12 protein-coding genes and 2 pseudogenes are annotated in these 20,787 nt (G+C 40.2%); 2 read left to right on the top strand and 12 right to left on the bottom strand.

What is annotated here, in order from left to right:
* Positions 1 to 37: 37 nt before the first annotated feature.
* From IM500_RS05055 to IM500_RS05025, 8 genes and pseudogenes are all read right to left on the bottom strand, one after another.
* Positions 38 to 664: a cupin domain-containing protein gene (locus IM500_RS05055; protein ID WP_287737876.1), complete on the bottom strand. Its 627-nt coding sequence runs from the start codon at positions 662 to 664 to the stop codon at positions 38 to 40.
* A 96-nt stretch (positions 665 to 760) separates the two neighbouring features.
* Complete coding sequence (locus IM500_RS05050) at positions 761 to 1,393, bottom strand: LysR family transcriptional regulator (RefSeq protein ID WP_012267922.1); 633 nt, start codon at positions 1,391 to 1,393, stop codon at positions 761 to 763.
* Positions 1,387 to 2,430 (bottom strand): type 2 isopentenyl-diphosphate Delta-isomerase, encoded by a 1,044-nt coding sequence (fni, locus tag IM500_RS05045; protein ID WP_002796364.1) that lies wholly within the window; start codon positions 2,428 to 2,430, stop codon positions 1,387 to 1,389. Before fni ends, IM500_RS05050 begins: the two co-directional genes overlap by 7 nt.
* 39 nt (positions 2,431 to 2,469) lie before the next feature.
* Positions 2,470 to 7,254 carry a non-ribosomal peptide synthetase gene (locus IM500_RS05040; protein WP_287737874.1) on the bottom strand — a complete coding sequence of 1,595 codons (4,785 nt, stop codon included), beginning with the start codon at positions 7,252 to 7,254 and terminating at the stop codon, positions 2,470 to 2,472.
* Positions 7,255 to 7,377: 123 nt separating this feature from the next.
* Positions 7,378 to 9,255 (bottom strand): TubC N-terminal docking domain-related protein, encoded by a 1,878-nt coding sequence (locus tag IM500_RS05035; protein WP_190723705.1) that lies wholly within the window; start codon positions 9,253 to 9,255, stop codon positions 7,378 to 7,380.
* Positions 9,256 to 9,499: 244 nt separating this feature from the next.
* Positions 9,500 to 13,759, bottom strand: a complete 4,260-nt coding sequence (locus IM500_RS05030; RefSeq protein ID WP_287737872.1) for a non-ribosomal peptide synthetase — start codon at positions 13,757 to 13,759, stop codon at positions 9,500 to 9,502.
* A gap of 36 nt (positions 13,760 to 13,795) precedes the next feature.
* A pseudogene (locus tag IM500_RS24695) lies at positions 13,796 to 13,999 on the bottom strand (transposase); the annotation flags it as partial.
* Positions 13,981 to 14,160, bottom strand: a complete 180-nt coding sequence (locus IM500_RS05025) for a hypothetical protein (RefSeq protein WP_012267925.1) — start codon at positions 14,158 to 14,160, stop codon at positions 13,981 to 13,983. The pseudogene IM500_RS24695 and the gene IM500_RS05025, both read right to left, overlap by 19 nt.
* Before the next feature lie 144 nt (positions 14,161 to 14,304).
* On the opposite strand from IM500_RS05025, the gene IM500_RS05020 reads away from it, so the two are divergent.
* Positions 14,305 to 15,090, top strand: a complete 786-nt coding sequence (locus IM500_RS05020; protein ID WP_147068690.1) for an SWIM zinc finger family protein — start codon at positions 14,305 to 14,307, stop codon at positions 15,088 to 15,090.
* 121 nt (positions 15,091 to 15,211) lie between these two features.
* On the opposite strand, the gene topA is transcribed toward IM500_RS05020, so the two are convergent.
* Both topA and IM500_RS24690 read right to left on the bottom strand, forming a co-directional pair.
* Positions 15,212 to 17,848 (bottom strand): type I DNA topoisomerase, encoded by a 2,637-nt coding sequence (gene topA / locus IM500_RS05015; protein WP_190723703.1) that lies wholly within the window; start codon positions 17,846 to 17,848, stop codon positions 15,212 to 15,214.
* A 137-nt stretch (positions 17,849 to 17,985) separates the two neighbouring features.
* The gene (locus tag IM500_RS24690; RefSeq protein ID WP_423202562.1) at positions 17,986 to 18,186 is read right to left on the bottom strand and encodes a hypothetical protein; all 201 of its coding nucleotides are present in this window, start codon (positions 18,184 to 18,186) and stop codon (positions 17,986 to 17,988) included.
* Between the two features lie 506 nt (positions 18,187 to 18,692).
* On the opposite strand from IM500_RS24690, the gene IM500_RS05010 reads away from it, so the two are divergent.
* Entirely contained in the window at positions 18,693 to 19,307 is a 615-nt protein-coding gene (locus IM500_RS05010) for a DUF938 domain-containing protein (protein WP_190723702.1), read from the top strand.
* Positions 19,308 to 19,336: 29 nt separating this feature from the next.
* On the opposite strand, the gene IM500_RS05005 is transcribed toward IM500_RS05010, so the two are convergent.
* Both IM500_RS05005 and IM500_RS05000 read right to left on the bottom strand, forming a co-directional pair.
* Positions 19,337 to 20,392: a Fe(3+) ABC transporter substrate-binding protein gene (locus IM500_RS05005; RefSeq protein ID WP_287737870.1), complete on the bottom strand. Its 1,056-nt coding sequence runs from the start codon at positions 20,390 to 20,392 to the stop codon at positions 19,337 to 19,339.
* A 266-nt stretch (positions 20,393 to 20,658) separates the two neighbouring features.
* A pseudogene (locus tag IM500_RS05000) lies at positions 20,659 to 20,787 on the bottom strand (RNA-guided endonuclease TnpB family protein); the annotation flags it as partial.

Here is a 20,787-nt window from a genome sequence, read left to right as displayed (position 1 = left end):
TAGCATTTTGAGGTTAAACTTAAAATCATAAAACGAACTAAATTAAAATTTTAATCAAATTAATATCTTGGTTCGATGAATTATATCCCTTTTTTAAAACTTTTGAAGGAGCATAATAAATTTGACCATATTCTAAAAACTGTCCTTCATTTTCTATGGAGATTTCTAATTTTCCATTCAAAATAAATCCGATTTCTTCTTGCTCACCTTGATGTGGGGGAATGGAATAACCAGAAGGGATTTTCATCATGACAATTTCAAACCAAGAACCCTTAACAGATTGACAAGGTAAATGAGTGATTTTATCTTGGTTGTTGGATAGTGTTAATAAAACATCTTCTGACGGTAAAGCAGAGGTAATCCGTTTAAGATCAAATCCAATCATCGGTTCTGATAAAGGATTAAAAGCACCATGAGGAATATTGCCATCAGCTATATAAACATCTTGCAAAGGTCTTAAGGGTTTAATCAAATCTTTAATATACAGTTCTAGTTCTGCTGAGAATACCATGCCAATTTGACTTTCAGGATGTTGGTGGGATTCAAGTTTAGCATTAGGAGCTATAACGTATAATTGAAAAATGGTATCTTGGCATTGAAAAACCTCTAATTCTACATGATGATTGAGTTTAAGAGGATCGGGAATTGGGAAAAATTCAGACATGATTTTAGGGTACAGGTTCAAAATGAAATTGAGAGGTTAAATCTCAATTATTTTTATGTGATGAAGGCAACTATTTTGAGCGGATAGGTAGCTTTTTTAGGTATGCACTGGTAAATAAATACTTTGAATCATGGTGTTTTCCTTTTTGTGAAATAAAGACCAACTCATCTCAATTTTACCATATTGTGAAATAAATTCTAAATCATATTCTCGGAGGGCATTTTCATTGGTAATGGCTAAATCTGCCAACCCTTGTTTAACTTGAATAGCGGCCACACTGGTAGAATTGACAAATTTGATTTTAATCTTATTTTGATTCAGGTCGCCAGGTAATAAATAAGGAAGTAAAGGAAGAGGAGCGGGATGAGTGACCAGGGTACAATTTTCTAAAACGATTTCTTCATTTTTTCGCTTGGCTAATCCGTAAACGGGTGTGGGATAGGTGAAGATAAAACCTAGTTTAAACCTCGGTTCCATATAGAAATCATTAATTTTTTCATAGGCATGGGGGACTAACGCCAAATCTATCTGATTTTCGAGTAAAGATTCTTTTAAATCTGTAAAGCTATCAAATAAATGACTATTAACCGAAATCTGTTGTAATTTCCATTGAGAAATTAGATAATTTAAGGTTTGTTCACTACTGGTTTCTTTTGGACCCAAAGTGCCAACGCTTAAGGTTTTGACATCAAGCTGGGGATAACACAATTCCATTGAAAACTTTAACATGGTTTTAAGGCTCCTGAATTTTTAAGGGCGGATAAATTAGGATTTCCGGTGCAAAATAAAACAATTTCAAGTTCAGCAATTAAAAATTTTACCAACTCATCAACGGCGGCTTCTGATTCAATCGCTGCTACGAGAAACGGTCGAGCCAACCCTCCTAAATCGGCTCCTAAAGCGATGGATTTGGCAAGATCTAAGCCATTTTTTAAGCCCCCAGAAGCAATTAAAGGAATGGTTGAATTCATGGACCGAATGGCGGTAATACATTCAGCCGTAGGTAAACCCCAATCGGCAAAAACTTGTCCGAGATGCCTTTGTCTGTTGTCTTTGGCTCTTTGGCTTTCGACTTTGGCCCAGGACGTGCCTCCGGCTCCCGCCACATCAATCGCGGCGACTCCGGCTTCAATTAATTGTTTGGCCATCACCGCAGAGATGCCATTTCCGACTTCTTTGGCGATGACAGGAACGGGTAATTGAGCGCAAATTTGCTGAATTTTAGCGAGTAACCCTTTAAAATTAGAATCGCCTCCCGATTGCACCCATTCTTGTAAAGGATTGAGATGCAGAATTAAGGCATCAGCTTCTAATAATTCCACCAATTTTAAACAGTCTTCTAAACCGCAGCCGTAATTTAACTGTACAGCCCCTAAATTCGCTAACAGGAGAATATCTGGCGCCAGAGAACGGACTGCAAAGGTCGGCGCTAATTCCGGTTGTTCGAGTGCAATGCGTTGAGAACCCACCCCCATCGCTAAACCATAGCGTTGAGCGACCGTTGCCAATCGAGTATTGACTAAATGGGCTAATTCTGTTCCTCCGGTCATGGAAGAGATTAGAATTGGAGCTTTTAAAGATTTCCCCAAAAAGGTTGTCCCCAGTTCAATATCACTGCGGTCAAGTTCAGGAAGACAACAATGGGTAAAACGATATTTTTCTAAATCGCTTGTAAGTTGTTGAAATTCTACATCTTCTTCGATACAAACTCGCAGATGTTCGCTTTTACGATTTTCAATTTCACTGGGAAGATTAGGAGATGACATAGTTGTTATCAAGCATGAGGGTTAAACATTAAATTGAGTTTAAAAATCGAGTTCTGAAAGCAGTTCATCTAGTTCTACCTGATTAAGATCCGCATCGGGAAAATCCGATGGAGTATAGCCCCCTTCTGCCGATAAACAATGGTTAATCAGGCTTTCTAAAGAATCTCGATAAGCAGCGGCTAAATTTTTGATCGTTGTTTGATGATGAAAATTTTCACTATATTGCCATTCCATGTCAAGTTGCCCATCAACCACAATTCCATGAATCGCAATTAAATGGGAACGTTGTCCCAAAGGACTATGAATGGAACCACTGGATTCTTGAGATAATTTCCAGCCCATCTCGCCGATTTGATGGCTGGTAAATTGACCTAAATAATTAAAGCTAATTTGAGCTTTTGGATAGTTTTTTAACGGGGATTGAATCGTTAAATCTGAATTCAGATAATATCCAATTCCATAATCAAATCCCCGATTCGGAATTTGTCGTAATTGCTCTTTAATGGACTTGAGACATTCACCCGGATGGTGAAGATTTTCTAAGGTGAAAAAGACGGGAAAAATACTGGTAAACCAACCCACAGTTCGAGATAAATTCACGGATTCAATTACATTCTCTCTTCCATGACCTTCCATGTCAAGCAAAAGCTTATAATTTCCTGTCCAACGGCCAAAAGCTTGGACTAAAGCGGTCAATAGAATATCATTAATTTGGGTGTTATAAGCTTGCGGAACCTCCTGTAAGAGTAAGCGGGTTTGTTCTTCGGTTAAGGTGAAAGAGACCGTTTTGGCATGGGCAACAATGTTAGATTGGGCATCCCCCTGAACATCTACAGGAAGAGGAGAAACGGATGAAAAATCACGGTTTAGCCAATACTTGAATTGAGCGTAAAACTCTGGGGTTTTCGCATAGTTTTGCAGTTCCTCAGCCCAAGTTTTAAAAGAACTGGTTTTAGGAGGAAGTTGCAGGGGCTTTTGGGTTTCTAATTGCTGGTAAATCGTAACGAAATCTTCGAGGATAATCCGCCAAGAAATTCCATCTACTGCTAAATGATGAATTACAATTAACATTTTTCCACTCTCACCCAAGGCGAAGAAAACCACCGCCATTAAGGGGCCTTCCTCTAAATTCAGTACCCGTTGTTGAACCTCGGAAATTTCTGCGATCTTGGTCAATTGTTCATCGCAAGATAGACGGGATAAATCCACCTTTTCAAAAGCAAAATTATTGCAATCATCGCTGTGATTTTGTTGCCATTGTTCCCCTTTTTGAACAAACCGTAACCGCAAAGCATCATGGTGATAGAGTAATTTAGAAATAGTTTGTTTTAATAAATCTGGTTGTAGATTATTGGGAACCTCTAACAAGATAGATTGATTAAAGTGATGACGTTCGGGCCAGTTTTGTTCAAAAAACCATTTTTGAATCGGAGTTAAGGGGACTTCACCTGTAACTAATCCCTGGTCAATTTCAGTGATAGCAGTTGTCTCCGCTACGGTGGCTAATTGAGCGATAGTTTGATGACTAAATAATTGTTTAGGAGTAATTTGTAATCCCACTTGATTAGCTTTAGCGACAATTTGAATGGCGATAATTGAATCGCCTCCTAAGTCAAAGAAATTCTCATTAATACTAATTTGATTTTGCCCTAAAACTTCCTGCCAAATTTGGGCTAGAATTGTTTCTTTCTCGGTACTAGGAAGAAGATAATTTTCTAATTCATTAACATCAATTTCTGGTCTAGGTAAAACACTGCGATCAATTTTTCCATTCTGATTAAGAGTAAAAGCATCTAAGAAAATCAAGAAAGCAGGAATCATATAATTGGGCAGCTTTTCTTGGAGAAAAATTCGTAATTCTGGCTGAGTGAGTTGTTTATCTTTCGGAACAACATAAGCATACAAACGCTTGATTCCAAGTAGATCTTCTCTGGCGATAACAATTCCATCTTTGACTTGAGGATGCTGAAATAAAACGGCTTCTATTTCGCCTAATTCAATTCTAAAACCTCTGATTTTTACCTGATGATCAATCCGTCCAATAAATTCAATATTCCCATCGGCTAAATAGCGTACTATATCACCTGTTTTATACAGACGTGCTGACGAATCTTGACTAAAAGGATTGGGAATAAATTTTTGTTCAGTTAAGTCAGGACGATTGAGATAACAACGGGCTAAACCATCACCACCAATATGCAATTCGCCTTTAACACCAATAGGAACAGGTTGCAAATAGGGATCAAGAATATAAATTTCTGTATTAGCTAAAGGACGACCAATTGGAATAGTTGTAGCTTCTGAAGGAATATTTTTAATTAAATACCAAGAGGTAAAAGTTGTGCTTTCTGTTGGCCCATAAACATGAAGTAAATTTTGAGCGGTTCCTTTATTAAGGGATTCTTTGACCCATTGAGGATCAACTGCTTCGCCACCAAAAAGTAAATATCTTAAGCTTTGAAAAGCATGGGGAATAGTCTGAACTAACTGATTAAATAACGCTGTCGTTAAGAATAAAATAGTAATTTGATATTTTTGGAGAAAATGAACAAATTTTTCAGGAGAAAGAACTGTATCTTTATCTACTCCTATTAACTGTGCGCCATGTATCAGCGCCCCCCAAATTTCAAAAGTAGCGGCATCAAAAGAAGGATTAGAAACCTGAGCCATTCTATCAGTTGGTTTTAAATATATATAGTTAGTATTACAGACTAAACGAGTCACTCCTCGATGGGGAATAGCAACTCCTTTAGGTTTACCTGTAGAACCTGAAGTATAGATGACGTAGGCTAAATTCTCAGCGTTAACATGACTGAGAGGATTCTGTTTACTTTGTTGTTTAATTGGGTCTTCATCTTGTTCTAAACAAATCAATTGATTGACTGTTGTTGGTAGTTTTTTGATGAGGTGCTGTTGCGTTAATAAAATTTTGATTTCAGCATCATTTATGATAGATTCAAGTCGTTCTTCGGGATAGCTTGTGTCCAGTGGTACATAAGCTCCTCCAGCTTTTAAGATTCCTAAAAATCCAATAATCATTAAGGGCAATCGCTCGACACAAATCCCAATTAATTGATCTGGTTTAACCCCTAATTTTTGTAAATAACGGGCAATCTGATTGGCTTTTTGATTTAACTGTTCATAGGTGAGGGATTGTTCTCCATCGATGACCGCTATAGCATCAGGTGTTTTAACAACCTGTTCTTCAAATAACTGATGAATACAGTAATGATCAGGATAAGACGTTTGAGTTTGATTCCATTCTACTAATAATTGCTGTTTTTCCGATTCAGTCAGTAACGGTAATTCCCCGATGGTTTGCTGAGGATTGGCTACAATCCCCTTTAATAAAGTTTGGAAATGACCCACCATGCGGTTAATTCTTTCAGGAGTAAATAGGTCGCTATCATATTCCCAAAAACCTTCTAAATAAGCTCCTTTTTCGGTTTCGATTTCCTCTAAAACTAAGCTGAGATCAAATTTAATTCTCTGTTGTTCAACGGCTAGATATTGAGCTTTTAAATTGGGTAATTCTAAAGCATTGAGGGGGGCATTTTGCAGCGCAAACATTACCTGAAATAAGGGATTATAACTTAAACTTCGTTCGATTTCTAACCCATCAACCACTTGCTCAAAGGGGACATCTTGATTAGCATACGCTTCTAAAACAACATTGCGAGCTTGCTGTAATAATCCTGAAAAAGTCGGATTTCCTTCTAGGGAATTCCGCAGCACTAAAGTATTGACAAAAAAACCAATCAAAGGTTCAATTTCTTGTCGGTTTCGGTTGGCGGTGGGTGTCCCGATTAAAATATCATCTTGGCCACTATAACGGAAGAGTAAAGTGTTTAAAGCAGCCAGTAAGGTCATAAATAAAGTCACCCCCGACTTTTGGCTCAAAAGTTTCAGTTTTTCGGTGAGTTCTGAGTTAATTTGAAACGAGATACTATGACCTCGAAAATTGGCAGTAGCTGGACGGGGTTTATCGGTTGGAAGTTCTAATAAAGGAGGAGCGCCCGTTAATTGTTTTTTCCAATAATTTAACTGATTTTCTAAGATTTCACCTTGTAACCATTGTCTTTGCCATACCGCAAAATCCGCATATTGTATAGGTAATTCGGGTAAATCTACGGTTGAATTGGATAAAAATGCCTGATAAAATTCAGATAATTCTTTAAATAAAATGCCTTTTGACCAACCATCGATAATAATATGATGGAAGACGTTGACTAAAATATAATTTTCATATCCCAGATCAAACAGAGTACATCGTAATAGGGGAGCTTGAGTTAAATCAAAGGGTTTTTGTAGTTCTTTAATAATCTGTTTGTCAATTTGCTCTTGGGGGATATCTTTTAAATTAACAACTAATAATTTAATCTTCAGAGATGGAGCAATTTTTTGAATAGGTTTTCCTTCAACCATTGGAAAGCTTGTGCGTAAGCTCTCATGCCGTTGAATAATAGCATTAATCGTTTGCTCTAAAATATCAATGTTTAAGCGTCCCGTTAAACGGATGGTTAGAGCTTCATTATAAGCCGAATTTTGCTGATCCATCTGATAGAGAAACCACATTCTCTGTTGAGCAAAAGATAGGGGTAAATCTTCAGTTCTGGCAACGGTATTAATGACCGATTCAAGGGGTTTAGACGGTGTTGTTGCGCTTCTTAAAAAAGTGAGAATTTCTGGTTTTCTTGTGCCGATTTCTTGCTTAATTTCTGGTGTCATCGCTCCCTGGGGAGCTTGATATTTTAACTTTTCTTCCTCAAGCCAAAGCTTGATGTCTAAACTATTTAAGTAAGATAAAAATTCTGCGACTTTCATTAATAGTATCCTTTTCCTTAATTAATGTTCTGGTATTTTTGGAATGGGGGTGATGTTTGGCTGAGTTTAGTAGCTCTAACTTGAGCTACTGTTAGAAATCCAATCAACTTGATTCGTCTATTTTTATCGGTTTATTGCCTCTAAATATTGTTTTTTAATGCTGTGTAAATTACGAGGTTCGTTCTTAGGAGAAAACAGCCCATCAGTCTCCCATTTACTGGCATCCAAACTAATTGCCCAAGCATTTAACCAGGGGTGTTCGTTAATTTTAGTTAACAGTTCGGGACTGGTATCTTCTAAGGCAATTTGAAAAATGACTTGAGCAAATTCTTCTAATAATTTTAAGCTGGCTCGATAAGCTTCTATGATTTCAGCTTCGGTTTTATTAGATTGTAAATTCCTGGTTCGCAGTTCATTCACAAAGGGGATTGCTAAGTAATCAATAAATTCAAAGCTAACCCGACCCAGGGATTGATTTGCCCAATCTCGGAATAGTTGTTGTATTCGATAGGAAAGAGGGAAAAATTCTGCATTAATCTGTTGAACTTTCATCTTAAGTTCCGGGTCAAGGAAGATGGAATTAAACATCATTAAGCAACCAAATGTCCATCCAGCTAACGTATCCCAGATGACTTTTGTAGCCATCGCTGTCCCATTTTTAAGACAGTTATAGGAATTTTGAATATTAAAGGCTAACCCATCGTGATAGGTTAAATAAAAGTGATTCGCATCGTCAACTCTTTCGGGAGTTAGTTGACCTTTAAGGTCAAGTTCAATCATTTGAGTGGTTAAAGAATTGCCAAAACCAATACTATCTGAACCGGGGGAATAAAACGGATCAGGAAATAGGCCTGCTTCACCGACACAAGCCCAACGATTAAAGGAAAAGACTTGTTTCGAGGAGTAGCTATATTTCGGCATCTTTCTAAAGTCTTCTGGGGATTTACCTTCTAAATGAGCCGCTAAAACGGGTTCATTTTCCCTTAACCACTGAAAGGCTAATTCATAGTTATGATAATTTTTTAACGGGTGAATATCTTGACGAGTCACAATGCCAATACTGGTATAACCTGTGGATAAAGGAATTAACCAAACCCAGTATCCTTCACCGCATAAATGATTTGTAGAATAATAACGGTTGTTATTAGGAACACGCCGATGCCATTTTTCTTCACTGGCTGGCACAAAATTGCTGACATCAAAACGACCCTCAACTCGGAACCAAACCGCACTGTAATTATTATGATTAGGTTTCGCTAAACCGAGTTTCTTCTGTATAAATCGACGGCGACCCATCGCATCGACAACCCATCGGGATTTAATACAATGAGTTTTTTGATTCGCTCCACTGCCTTGAGTATAAATAATTTTATGCTGTTGCTGTAGCCCTTCAGCAAACTCGATGTCTTTAACCGAACAATTTTCTTTAAGGTCAATTCCTGCTTCAATATTAAATTGGCGTAAATCATTTTCTAATTTACCCCGATCAATTTGATAAGATTTAGGAGCATGAAACTCTGATAATCCCAGTTCAGGTCTTTTATGAAATTCAGTTTCTTGAGGTTTGAAAAAATAGCGTAATCCCAATTTAGGCAAATGTTGATGATCAAAATAATCGGTTAACTGAAGCGTATTTGCTAAATAAAAAGCCCCGACTTCAACGGTTGATTCTCCCACTTTAAAACCAGCTTCGGGTAAAGGACGAGCCATTTTATCAAGAACAACAACGGAAAGATTAGGTTGTTTAAGTTTTAACTGTCTCCCTAAGGTTAAACCCGCTAATCCACCGCCACAAATTGCCACATCATAGTCTGTTTCCGAACTAAAATTGTCAGCTTGTTCACGCAATAAAACGATGAGTTCTTCTTTATGCTCTTTCAATTGTTCGAGTAAATCGGGAGTCATAACACCTTGAGGAGAACGATAGCGCAGCTTATCCCCTTCCATCCAAATTGTCACACCTAAATGATTCAGATCCGATAAAAATTCAACTGTTTTCATAAATTTAAGTCCCTCAAAGACTAAACACTATAGACCCAACAACAATTATCAATGGCGAGGAGTCGGTGGTTATTGTTAAAGTCAGTTGCTATGGGAGCAACCGCTTACATACTCCACAAAAAGACTGTTTTAAACCGAAACTATTTATAGCATATTCTGGATGATAAATTTCAGTGATGGATACAATTTTTTACATTTTTTTCCAAAATGGATCTGAAAAGCTTAAATTTTAGTTAAGCTATTTTCATAATTCTCCTTCTTCATAATTTTCTGAGGCTGTTGTCATAACTTTACCACTTTTGGATACACTTTGACTATTGTTGGCTACATTAAGCACCTCAATCGTTTGAGTTAAACTGGCAACGGTGGGGTATTCTAATAAACTGTGCAAAGACAATTCTACCGAGAAAACATCCCGTAAACGAGAAATAACTTGACTCGCCAGTAAAGAATGTCCTCCTAGTTCAAAGAAATTGTCATGAATTCCAATTTGAGATAGATTTAACACCTTTTGCCAAATCTTAGCAACTTGACGTTCAGCTTCCGTTCTGGGTGCTATCAATTCGTTATTTTCTTTGCCTTGGAGTTCCTTGAGTAATTGCCGCTTATCAATGTCTCCATTATCCTTAATAGGGAGAGATTGTCGCAGCACCAGGGGACATTGATAGGACGTTCCCAATCGATCTTTTAGACTAACATGATTAGGTAGATTGACCGATTGAACTGTAGATTTACGAGTGTAATAAGCCGTTAACTTTTGGCATCCTTCAGACCTAGATGTGAAACGATTAATCTTGCTATTACTCCCATCTAAACCGATTATTAATTGTCTTTGGTTGTGATATAAACTGGTTAGAAATGAGTCTAAACCTTGCCGTACTGTCATATCATAATACCCTTGAGATCGGGTTATGTATTGCATCTGATAACCTTGGCTAATCCCGGTTTCTTGCCAAGTTGTCCAACTGTAACAATAACTGGGGAACAAATTCTTAGATTTTTGATAGGTATTCAAAGACTCAAGGAAACTATTAGCCGCCGCATAGGAACCCAAAGCTGCTCCTCCAAAAAAACTAGCCAAGGAAGAAAAACTAATAAAAATTCCCTGAGATTCTTTGAGGAGTTGATGTAAAACCCAAGTTCCTATTACTTTAGGACGAAGAATTGTCGATAAACCCTCTTGAGTTTCGTCCAGAAGTAAACAATCTTTGTAAATTCCAGCCAGATGAATCACCCCATTAAGTTCTCCTTGCCATTGTTTTTTCACCTGTTCTACAGCCTGTTTAACTTGAGGGAAATTAGCCACATCTACCGCTTGATAAATTACTTCTCCCCCAAGGTTTTCTAAAGCTTGGAGATTTTTTATTTTTAAGGATAATTGATCTTCGGTTTTGAGGTACTCACTCCAAAGGTGTTTTTCTGGTAAAGGTGTTTTTCCAATTAACAGTAAACGAGCTTGATAATTTTTGAGTAAATACTGAGCGATTTGTATGCCAATCCCTCCTAGTCCTCCGGTAATCAGATAAATTCCCCCTGATTTAAAGGGTAATTCCTGTTGGGGGTGTTGAAGTAAATTGACTTTTTCCAAACCTGCAATTAAACGTTTCCCGTTGCGATAGGCAATTTCTCTTTCCTTGGATAAAACGGATAGTTCTTGCAGCAGATAATTGACATTAATTTCGGTTTGATCCAGAGGTAAATCAACATGACGAGTATTCAACCAAGAAAGTTCTTGAGCTAGGGTTTTGATCAGTCCTAAAACTGGAGATTTTTCATAGGCAATTTCATCGGTTTCTATGACAAATTGACTATAACTAGAAACAAATAACAATTGAATTTTTGAGTTAAAATCATGAATTTTAGCTAAAGCTTGAACTAGAAATAATAAATCATAGGTTCCTTTTTCTAGTGCTTTTTCTAACTGTTCAATTGTTGAAATTTCTCCCTGATAGTCTTGATAAGTACCCAGATGAATAATATTGCTAAGGATAATTTTTCGCTCGGATAAAGATGCCATTAACTGTTGATAATGATTGGCTGTCCCGGGTCTGAGGGTATAGCAATTTTGACTGATTTGAGAAAATTCTTCCGCTGCTAAAACCGTGATACAGGGTAAGTTTTGACCTTGGATTTTTTCTGCTAAAGATGCTCCTAAACCCAAGCAATCCAGAAAAATTAAAGTACAATACTTGGAAAGTTCGGGTTTTAAGTTAACTGGAGATCGAGGTTTCCAAACTTTCTGGTAAAACCAATCAGGAATGGTTTGATCGTTTTCTAATAAAATATCTATTTCTTTTAAAATAGAATTAAATTCTCCGTTCGTAAACCGTTTTGTTAATTGCGATCGCTGAATTTTACCAATAGAAGTTTTAGGAATCTCCGTTTTATTTAAGGGGATTAAATATTCAGGATTAACGCCAAAACTGTTAATTACTTTTCGTCTAATCTTTTTCAGAAGTTCCGCTAGATGCTGGTGGTCAAAGGTTTCTGCACTAAAAAATAAAGCTAATTGATCGGTACTATTCCTAGGATCATAAACAGCACAAGCGGCGGTGTAGGACACTTCTAATTCTTCAATGGTTTCAACCACATTTTCAATTTCATGGCTATAATAATTGACTCCATTAATAATAATGGTTTCTTTACTTCTTCCAGTAATAACTAAATGACCGTTACTAATAAATGCTAAATCTCCTGTCTTAAACCAGCCATCTTTTAAGAAAGCGTCTTGATTCGCTTCTGGGTTTTTATAATACCCCGGTGAAACTGCATCTCCTTTAACTTGTAAATGACCAATGGTTTCTTCTGGTAATAGGAAATTATCAGCATTAACAATTCTAATTGATATACCCGGAATGGGTAATCCTAAATCCGTAAAGGTTGCACCATTGGGATGCTCAGGATGAACTCGTTTTAAGGAAGAATTTAAGGAGGATTTATCAACCGTATGAAAGAGTAATGGCTGTTGCTCTGTAGGCTGATAATAGGTAATTCCTGACCCCATTTCTGCCATCCCAAAAGCAGGACGCATCGCCGTTTTTTTCAGATTATATTGAAGATGAAGGGTGTTAATAAATTCTCCAACTGCTTGACCAGAAACAGCTTCACCCGCTGCCAAAAAGAATTTGACACAATCTAAATTCCAATTTTGATCCGGTTCTTTTTTTAAAGCTTCATTGATCAAATTATAGGCAAAATTAGGAGCCCAACTGTGGGTAATTCGATATTGATCAATTAAATCTAACCAATTCAAAGGACGACCTAATATATATTCAGTTTGAACATAAACCATTTGGCATCCTAACTCGACACAGCGAATATTCCAGTCGGAAATACTTCCAATATGATCAAAAGGAAGCCAATTAAGAATAATATCGTCGTTTTGATGTTCACAAATGATGTTTGTTCCTCGCGCACGAGAGATGACATTTTTATGGGTTAATGAGATACATTTCGGTATTCCTGTACTGCCTGATGTGAGATTAAAGAACGCGATATCATCCGGTTGACTAATATGAGTCTGATGGGGAGAATAAGTTTTTAATTCTTCAATAAAACTGAAGCTTAAGGTTTGATTAGGCAACCATTGTTCTAAATATTTTATCTCTTGCTGACGGGATTGATTTGTGATAATAATAGGCTCATCTAACAACTGCCAAACTTGAGATATTTTATGAATTTCATTATTAAAATCTTTATAGCTGGGTGGCACTGAAATAATAACAGGAATAAATCCCCCTAAAAGACACCCCCAAAATGCGGAAATGATATCATAGTTTTCCGATAGCTGAAGAATCACTTTATCTTGAGCTTGTAAACCCTGCTTTTGTAATCCGGCTTGTATTTGTTGAGCTTCTTCCCATAATTGTTGATAAGATTGAAAAACTTCTGATCCATTAGATTGAATATAAATAATCCCTTTATTTGAATGATTTTCAGCAGCTTTTTGGAGGATTTCTGCCAAGGTTTTAGGCTGAATTTCAGATTCTTCTAAAAGCTGTCCGTGACTGATTCTAGCTTGAGTGTTAGAAGTGTGAATCCCCAGATGAATCGGGGTTTGAGATTCTTGATGATCATTTTTTTTCTCTGGTTTTAAGGGCAATAAGTCCGATAGATGTAGGGGTAAAATTTTGATTTTTTTGGAAGTCATGACAGCGGCAACTTGATCAATATCTGACAAAGAGCGTAGTTTTTCTTCTGTTTCCTGAACTTGATGATCATCGATAATTTCAATATTCTTTAATGCAGTTTCATCGACATCACCGCTATCGGTTAAGGGTAAACTGGAAATCTGCACATAGATATTAGGTAGAAGATTGTCCGGTAACTGAGACTGTAAATCGGAGGACAATTGTTCAGAATTCCAAGCTCCAGAGGAAACGATATAGGCGACTAATTCATCCTCTCGTACCATAAAATAGCAATCTTCAATTAAGGGATTTGATAAAAAGACTTCTGCTAATTTATGACAATTTAATTGTGGATTTTTCTGTTCTGTCTTCATACCTAAAATCCTCGTTTTTGTGTACATCTTGCCAATTCAATTCTGAATTTCATCACTGTCTGAGCTATCACATAATAGCTCATTCGGGGTACGATAGTCAAGACATTTTCGAGGACGATTGTTAATCAAGTTTACGGCTCTTTCTATTTCCTCTGGCTTAAGGATTTTAAAATTCCTTTTCTTGGGAAAGAATTGTCTTAACAGTCCATTAGTATGCTCGTTTAATCCCCTCTCCCAAGAAATTTTGTAGATGGTTTCTTGACATCCTGACCGCCGTAAAACGGACGGCGATTCCCAAAACTCACAATTTGGGTTTCTGCTTCATAGATGACATGACATCCCAGCAAGACGGCTATTTGCCGTTGAGATAAATTTACCTCTTGACCAAGTTGGTAGAGCAAGTTTCTTTGTTCTATGTTAAGATGTTGAGGGCTTCGTTTTTGGGTCTGATTTGTTGTTGTTAAAGATCAGAATATACCTGATGAGCCTTTCTCTGTCAACTCTTAAGGTTGATGTGTTTCATTTTTGAATTGGCGAAATAAAAAATGACAGAACAAGCTTGGTGGGTACAAAAATGGCTAGAACTACTCGATTCCTATCGCTTTAAAAAACGCTTGGAACGAGCTAGACTTTACGCCAGAGAAGGCAATGTTTTAAGTATTGACTTTGAAGACTCGCAAGTTATTGCCAGAGTACAAGGCAGTGAACCAGAGCCTTATATAGTGGATTTATCCCTAGTCGCTTTCAGTGATGAAGAATGGGACTATATTATTAAGCTTCTCTCCAAAAAGGCCATTTATTCCGCTCAATTGCTCACGGGACAAATGCCCGATCATATCGAGCGTGTTTTTATCGATAGTGGGGTGAATTTATTTCCCTTTTCCCTAGCTGATATTCGCTCTCGTTGTACCTGTCCCGATCAAGCCAACCCCTGCAAACATATAGGAGCAGTATACTATCAATTGGGTGATCGTTTTATTGTCGATCCCTTCCTGCTTTTGCAACTGCGCGGCCGAAGCAAAAGCCAAATTCTGGAAGCTTTACGGGAAAAACGCTCCTATTCCTCTGATAATCAACCTTTAGCAGTCAGTGAACCCCCCACAGTAGTCGAAAAAACTGCCCCCGACAGCACTATCGATCGCTTTTGGCAGTACGATGAGGAGCTAGATCCCTCCCTAGTTGTGATTACGCCGGGGAATGAAAATCAAACCATTCTCGACATTTTAGGCAATTTTCCCCTCGCTGCCCCCGAATCAGATGCCATAGAACAATTTTTAAAACCAATTTACCGGCAAATTCCCCAAGAAGCGATGGCGATTGCTTTACAGTAGGGAATTTGGGGTATATGAGCAGCTCGTTCAAAGTGGTGCAAAAGACAAAAAAGCCAGCCAGATTTGTCCTCGCATCAGAGCGAGGAATTAACCAGGGAGAAAATCGCCCCGCCAGTAACCGCTAAACCGTCTTACTTTTGCCAGTTTTACTGCCTGGGGAAGTAGTTTTTTTAGTGGTGCTAGAAGTAGTTTTCTTAGTAGTGGTTTTCTTGGCAGTGGTTGTCTTGGCCGCTAGGGCGACTAAAGCTTGTTCTAGAGTCAGGGTTTCGGCGGTTTCTCCTTCGGGAATCTTGGCGTTGGTCTTACCGTGTTTGATATAAACTCCGTAGGGACCTTCGTACAATCCCACGGATTCGTCGTCGTCGGGATGCTTACCCAATTCTTTTAGAGGTGGTTTGGTGGAACCGCGGGCGCTGCGAGTTTTTTTCGGTTCGGCTAATAAGGCCAAAGCTCGATCGAGGGTTATGGTTAAGACATCATCGCCGGCTTTCAGGGAACGATATTCTTTTTCCTTACCCTGTTCCTGAACTATATAGGGGCCAAAACGACCTAAACTGGCTTTAATTTTGCCTCCGGTGAGGGGATGGGTTCCCAGTAGTCGCGGCAGTGCCAATAAACCCACCGCTTGTTCGAGGGTGACATCCTCTGGTTTGACTCCTTTGGGTAGGGAGGCGCGTTTCGGTTTGGGGTTGTCATCGCTGACATCTCCTAACTGGACGTAGGGGCCGTAACTACCCACCAGCAGATAAATTGGCTCTCCGCTGTCGGGATGAAGACCTAATTTATCGGGACCCTCGGTTTTTTGTCGCAGCAGGGTTTCTACCTGTTCGGGGTTGAGGTCGGCGGGGGTTAAATCGGCGGGGATGGAAGCGGTGAGGATTTCATCGCCTCGGGAGACTTCCAGATAGGGACCGTATTTGCCGATCTTGATAGTTGCCTGTAAATCCTCTAAAATCACCGATTTGGCGGTGCTAGAGTTAATTTGACTCTCGCGCTCTTTTACTTGGCTTTCTAGCCCCTTTTCGCCGCGATAGAAGCGATCGAGATAGGGCAACCATTGAGCGGAACCGGTGGCAATATCGTCGAGGGTTTCCTCCATTTTCGAGGTAAATTTGGGATCTACCAGGTCGGGGAAATGATTTTCTAACAAACTAACCACGGCAAAAGCGGTGAAGGTGGGAATGAGGGTTTTATTCCGCATTTGGGCATAACCGCGATCGATAATTGTGCCGAGAATGGTGGCGTAGGTGCTGGGTCGCCCGATTCCTTCACTTTCGAGGGTTTTTACGAGGGAGGCTTCGCTATAACGGGCGGGGGGTTGGGTATCGTGGCTAATCGCTTCTAGTTGGCGACAATTGGGGGTGTCACCGACGTTGAGGGCGGGTAAGATTATTTCTTGGTCGTCGATGGCGGCTTCGGGATCGTCGGAACCTTCCACATAGGCGCGGAAAAAGCCGGGGAAGTCGATTCTTTTGCCAGAGGAGCGAAATCCGGCATTTTCTACCTGAATATTGACGGCGATCTGGGTAATGCGGGCATCGGCCATCTGTGAGGCGACGGTACGTTTCCAGATTAGGTCGTAGAGGGCGAATTCTAGTCCGCTCAGGCCGGTTTCCCGGGGCAGGCGAAAGCTACTACCGGCGGGCCGGATGGCTTCGTGTGCTTCCTGTGCGCCTTTGCTTTTGGTGGTGTACTGCCGGGGTTGGGGACTGAGGTAATTTTTTCCGTACATTTGTTCTACACAATTGCGGGCGGCGGTGATGGCCTGATCGGAAAGATGGACGGAATCGGTTCGCATATAGGTAATGTAGCCCTGTTCGTAGAGATTTTGGGCGATTCGCATGGTGTCGCGGGCGGATATGCCCAGTTTCCGGTTAGCCTCTTGCTGCAGGGTGGAGGTGGTGAAGGGGGGGGAAGGTTTGCGAGTGGTGGGTTTTTCTTCGGTGTGGCTAACGCGCCAGATTTTGTCTTGGATGCGTTCTTTTAAGGCGGCGGCGGTGGCTTGATCCAAAAGTGTCACCTGGCGACCGGGGAGCAGTCTGCCGGTGTCGGCATCGAAATCGCTCCCATTTGCCACTTTTTGACCGTTTAAGGTGACTAATTTCGACTCGAATTGATTTTTGTCCTTTTCGAGGGTGGCTTTCAGGTCCCAATAATTGGCGGTTTTAAAGGCCCGTCGTTCTCGTTCCCGTTGTACGAGCAGACGTACCGCCACGGATTGCACGCGGCCGGCGGATAACCCTTTGGAGATTTTTTTCCAGAGTAGGGGGGAGAGGGTATAACCGTAGAGGCGATCGAGTATGCGGCGGGTTTCTTGGGCGTGAACTAAATTTTCGTCGATGGAGCGACAATTTTTGAGGGCGGCTTGGATTGCCTCTTTGGTGATTTCGTGAAATACCATCCTTTTGGTGGGTATTTTCGGGTTGAGTACCTGCAAGAGATGCCAACTGATGCTTTCGCCTTCCCGATCTTCGTCGGTGGCGAGGATCAGTTCGCTGGCCCCTTTGAGGGCTTCTTTTAATTCTTTGACGACTTTACTTTTGGTTTTGGGGACGACGTAGAGGGGATCGAAATCGTTCTCCACATCCACGCCTAAATTGGCCCAGGATTTGTCTTTGTGGGCGGGGGGAATTTCTTCGGCGGAGGCGGGCAGATCGCGGATGTGGCCCATGGAGGCTTGGACTCGATAGCCGCTAGGCAGATAATTGCTGATCGTCCGAGCTTTGGTGGGGGATTCGACAATAACCAGGGTTGACATAGGAATTGATCACGAGGGCATGGCCACAGCGACTGTTTTAGTTAGACTGACAATCGTTGTTTGATGATGGGCAAAAGTTACTATTTATCTTGACCGGCTTGATTCGGGTCAAAAGCCACTTACTACGATAATAGAGATTAAAGCTGGTCTTTTGTCACTAACTTCTTAACAAAACTTAATATTTTTCTGGAGCAGGGAGAGGGGAGCAGGGAGCAGGGAGAAGGGAGAAAAAAGCTGACTCGGAGAATACTGACTCCTAACCCAATGTTCGCCAAAGATAAGCAAAAATTATTTATTGACTCCAAAAACTTGAGAATATTTAAATTAACATTCCGCAATATTTACAAATTCTTAAAAATTAATTGAGAAAGATTTTTATTTAACAACGATGTTACAATGGTTACAGCGATTTTACTGAATTTCATAATGGGATATTCTGTGCTTTTTTAGGCAGCAATGGTTGAAACCCTCACCAAACCTAGAAGGTTATCCTAATTAGGACGGGTAAATTAGTCAATTTCACCAACAACGATGATCTTTTTTTTGTGTAGTTTTATTGCAAAAAAAAAGTTTTTTTGACAAAAAGCACAAAGTATGATAAGAAACCAACGTATTTCTGGCTGCCAGTAGTTATTGCAGAGTAGGATGGGGAGAAGGGAGAATAAATAAAAATAATCCTCCTGACTGGAAAGAGGGTGTAGGGTGTGGGGTGTGGGGTGTAGGGAAGGAAACCTCTTTCATCTGTGGTGGTGAAAATTTTTTCATCAGGACTGACGCCTGACGACCAACGCCTGACGACCGACTCCTAACCCCACCAACCAACTTTTTGCCGCAAACCCTAGTTATGTCTGATTTACGTCAATATGCTCCGGCAACAGAACGCAATCGTCAGCCGATTTTAGAAGTTCTCAGCCAATTTTTACCGAAGACTGGGAATATCCTAGAAATATCTAGCGGCACGGGTGAACACGCTGTTTTTTTTGCTCCTCGTCTTGCTCCTTGTCGTTGGATTCCCTCGGATTGTAACCCTCTGGCTCTAGATAGTATTCGCAGTTGGTGCGATTATTGTCCTAGTTCTAATCTCGATCGCCCCCTATTTATCGATGTTCATCAGTCAGTTTGGGCGGTAGAGACGGAAAATATCGTTATTAATGCGATTGTTAATATTAACATGATTCATATCGCCCCTTGGTCCGCTTGTTTAGCGTTAATGGCAGGAGCGAGTCGCATTCTCGGTTCGGGGGGAATTCTCTATCTTTATGGTCCCTATAAACTGCAGGGAAAACATACTTCTCCTAGTAACGAAAGCTTTGATTTTTCTCTCCGTTCTCAAAACTCTACTTGGGGAGTTAGGAATTTAGAAGATGTGGTGCAAGCAGCGAGCGATCGAGGTTTACAATTGTTAGAAGTAATTCCTATGCCAGCTAATAATCTCTCGGTTTTATTTCAATTGCCTTAACTGATAACTGATAACTGATAACTGATAACTTATTTCCAACCAGCGCGATTCATTACCTGTACCGCTTTGGCTAAATTAGGACCATAATTAGCCACGCTAACTGTATCTTCTTTCCCGCGTCCGAGTTTTGCTAGGAAAGGGTCTAAAGCAACCCCTGGAACGACGGGATATTCTCGATTACCCTTAGCAAAAAAGTTCTGTGCTTCATTGCTAGAAAGATATTCTAAAAATTTAATGGCCGATTCTCGATTGGGGGCAGTTTTAATTAAACCACCACCGCTAATATTAACGTGAGTGCCGCGGCCTGCTTGGTCGGGGAAAATTACGCCTACTTGGTCATAAATTGCCCGTTTAGCCGGGTCTTTTTCTTCGGCATACCCCGCTAAGTAATAGGTGTTAGCTAGGGCTAAATCGGCAATTCCTGCGGCTACAGCTTCGATTTGTGCCTTATCATTACCCTGGGGTGGACGGGCAAAATTAGCCACTAATCCTCGACACCATTTTTCTGCGGCCGCTTCCCCTTGGATGTCGATTAACCAAGCGGTAAAAGATTGACTATAGATGTTACTGGATGACCGGGTGACGACTTTTCCTTTCCATTTGGGATTGGTTAAATCTGCATAGGAATCGATTTCTCTGGGGTTAACTCTGTCTTTGTTGTACATAATTACCCGCAAGCGTTTACTAAACCCAAACCAGTGACCTTTGGGGTGACGCAAATGAGCGGGAATTCTTTGGGTAAGAATGCGGGAATTGACGGGGGCAAAAATTCCCTGTTGGTCGGCGCGCCATAGTCTCCCCGCATCTACCGTCAGGAGTATATCGGCAGGACTATTGCTGCCTTCGCTTTTAATCCGTTCGATTAATGGATCCGCTTCCCCTTCCACGAGGTTAATTTTTATTCCCGTTTGTCGGGTGAAGTTGTCATACAATCGTCGGTCGGTGTTGTAGTGACGGGAGGAATAGAGGTTTAATTGTTTAGTTTGGGCGGAAACTTCGTTTATTTTCCCTAATTGACCCACTGCTAACGCTAAGGTGGCTGTTCCCGCGCCTAGAAAGACTCTCCGAGTTATTTTATCGTTCATTGCTCGATTCTTGGCAAAGTTGTCTTTTCCTATTGTACAGCTATTGAGAATAATTCTTATCTGTGCGAGAAATTATTTGTCGGGCTAGGGCGGTAGAGCGGGTAAAATCGAGGTAAAATCAGGGTTTTTTGTTTTGATGGGGCTAATAAATTCTCGAATCTATCGCTAGTTAAGTTCAATAAGCCCGAGATGTTACCCTAAGCTCGATCGAGGGTATTGTGGATTGACATCCTCGCCGCCGTAAAACGGACGGCGATTCCCAAACCTCACGATTTGGGTTTCTGCTTCTTTCCCTTGCGGGGTTCCGCACCTGCCTTAACAGATTTACTCTGTTCTGGTCTTATGGTCGCTCTACAGACTGACACCGCAAGCCCTGCGGCCAAAATATTTTTACT

Origin of the sequence: Microcystis sp. M179S2 (assembly GCF_020245805.1) — a bacterium.
Taxonomy (GTDB): Bacteria; Cyanobacteriota; Cyanobacteriia; order Cyanobacteriales; family Microcystaceae; genus Microcystis; species Microcystis aeruginosa.
Note: the sequence above shows the minus strand (reverse complement) of the source record. Positions and strands in the feature narration are given on the sequence as shown.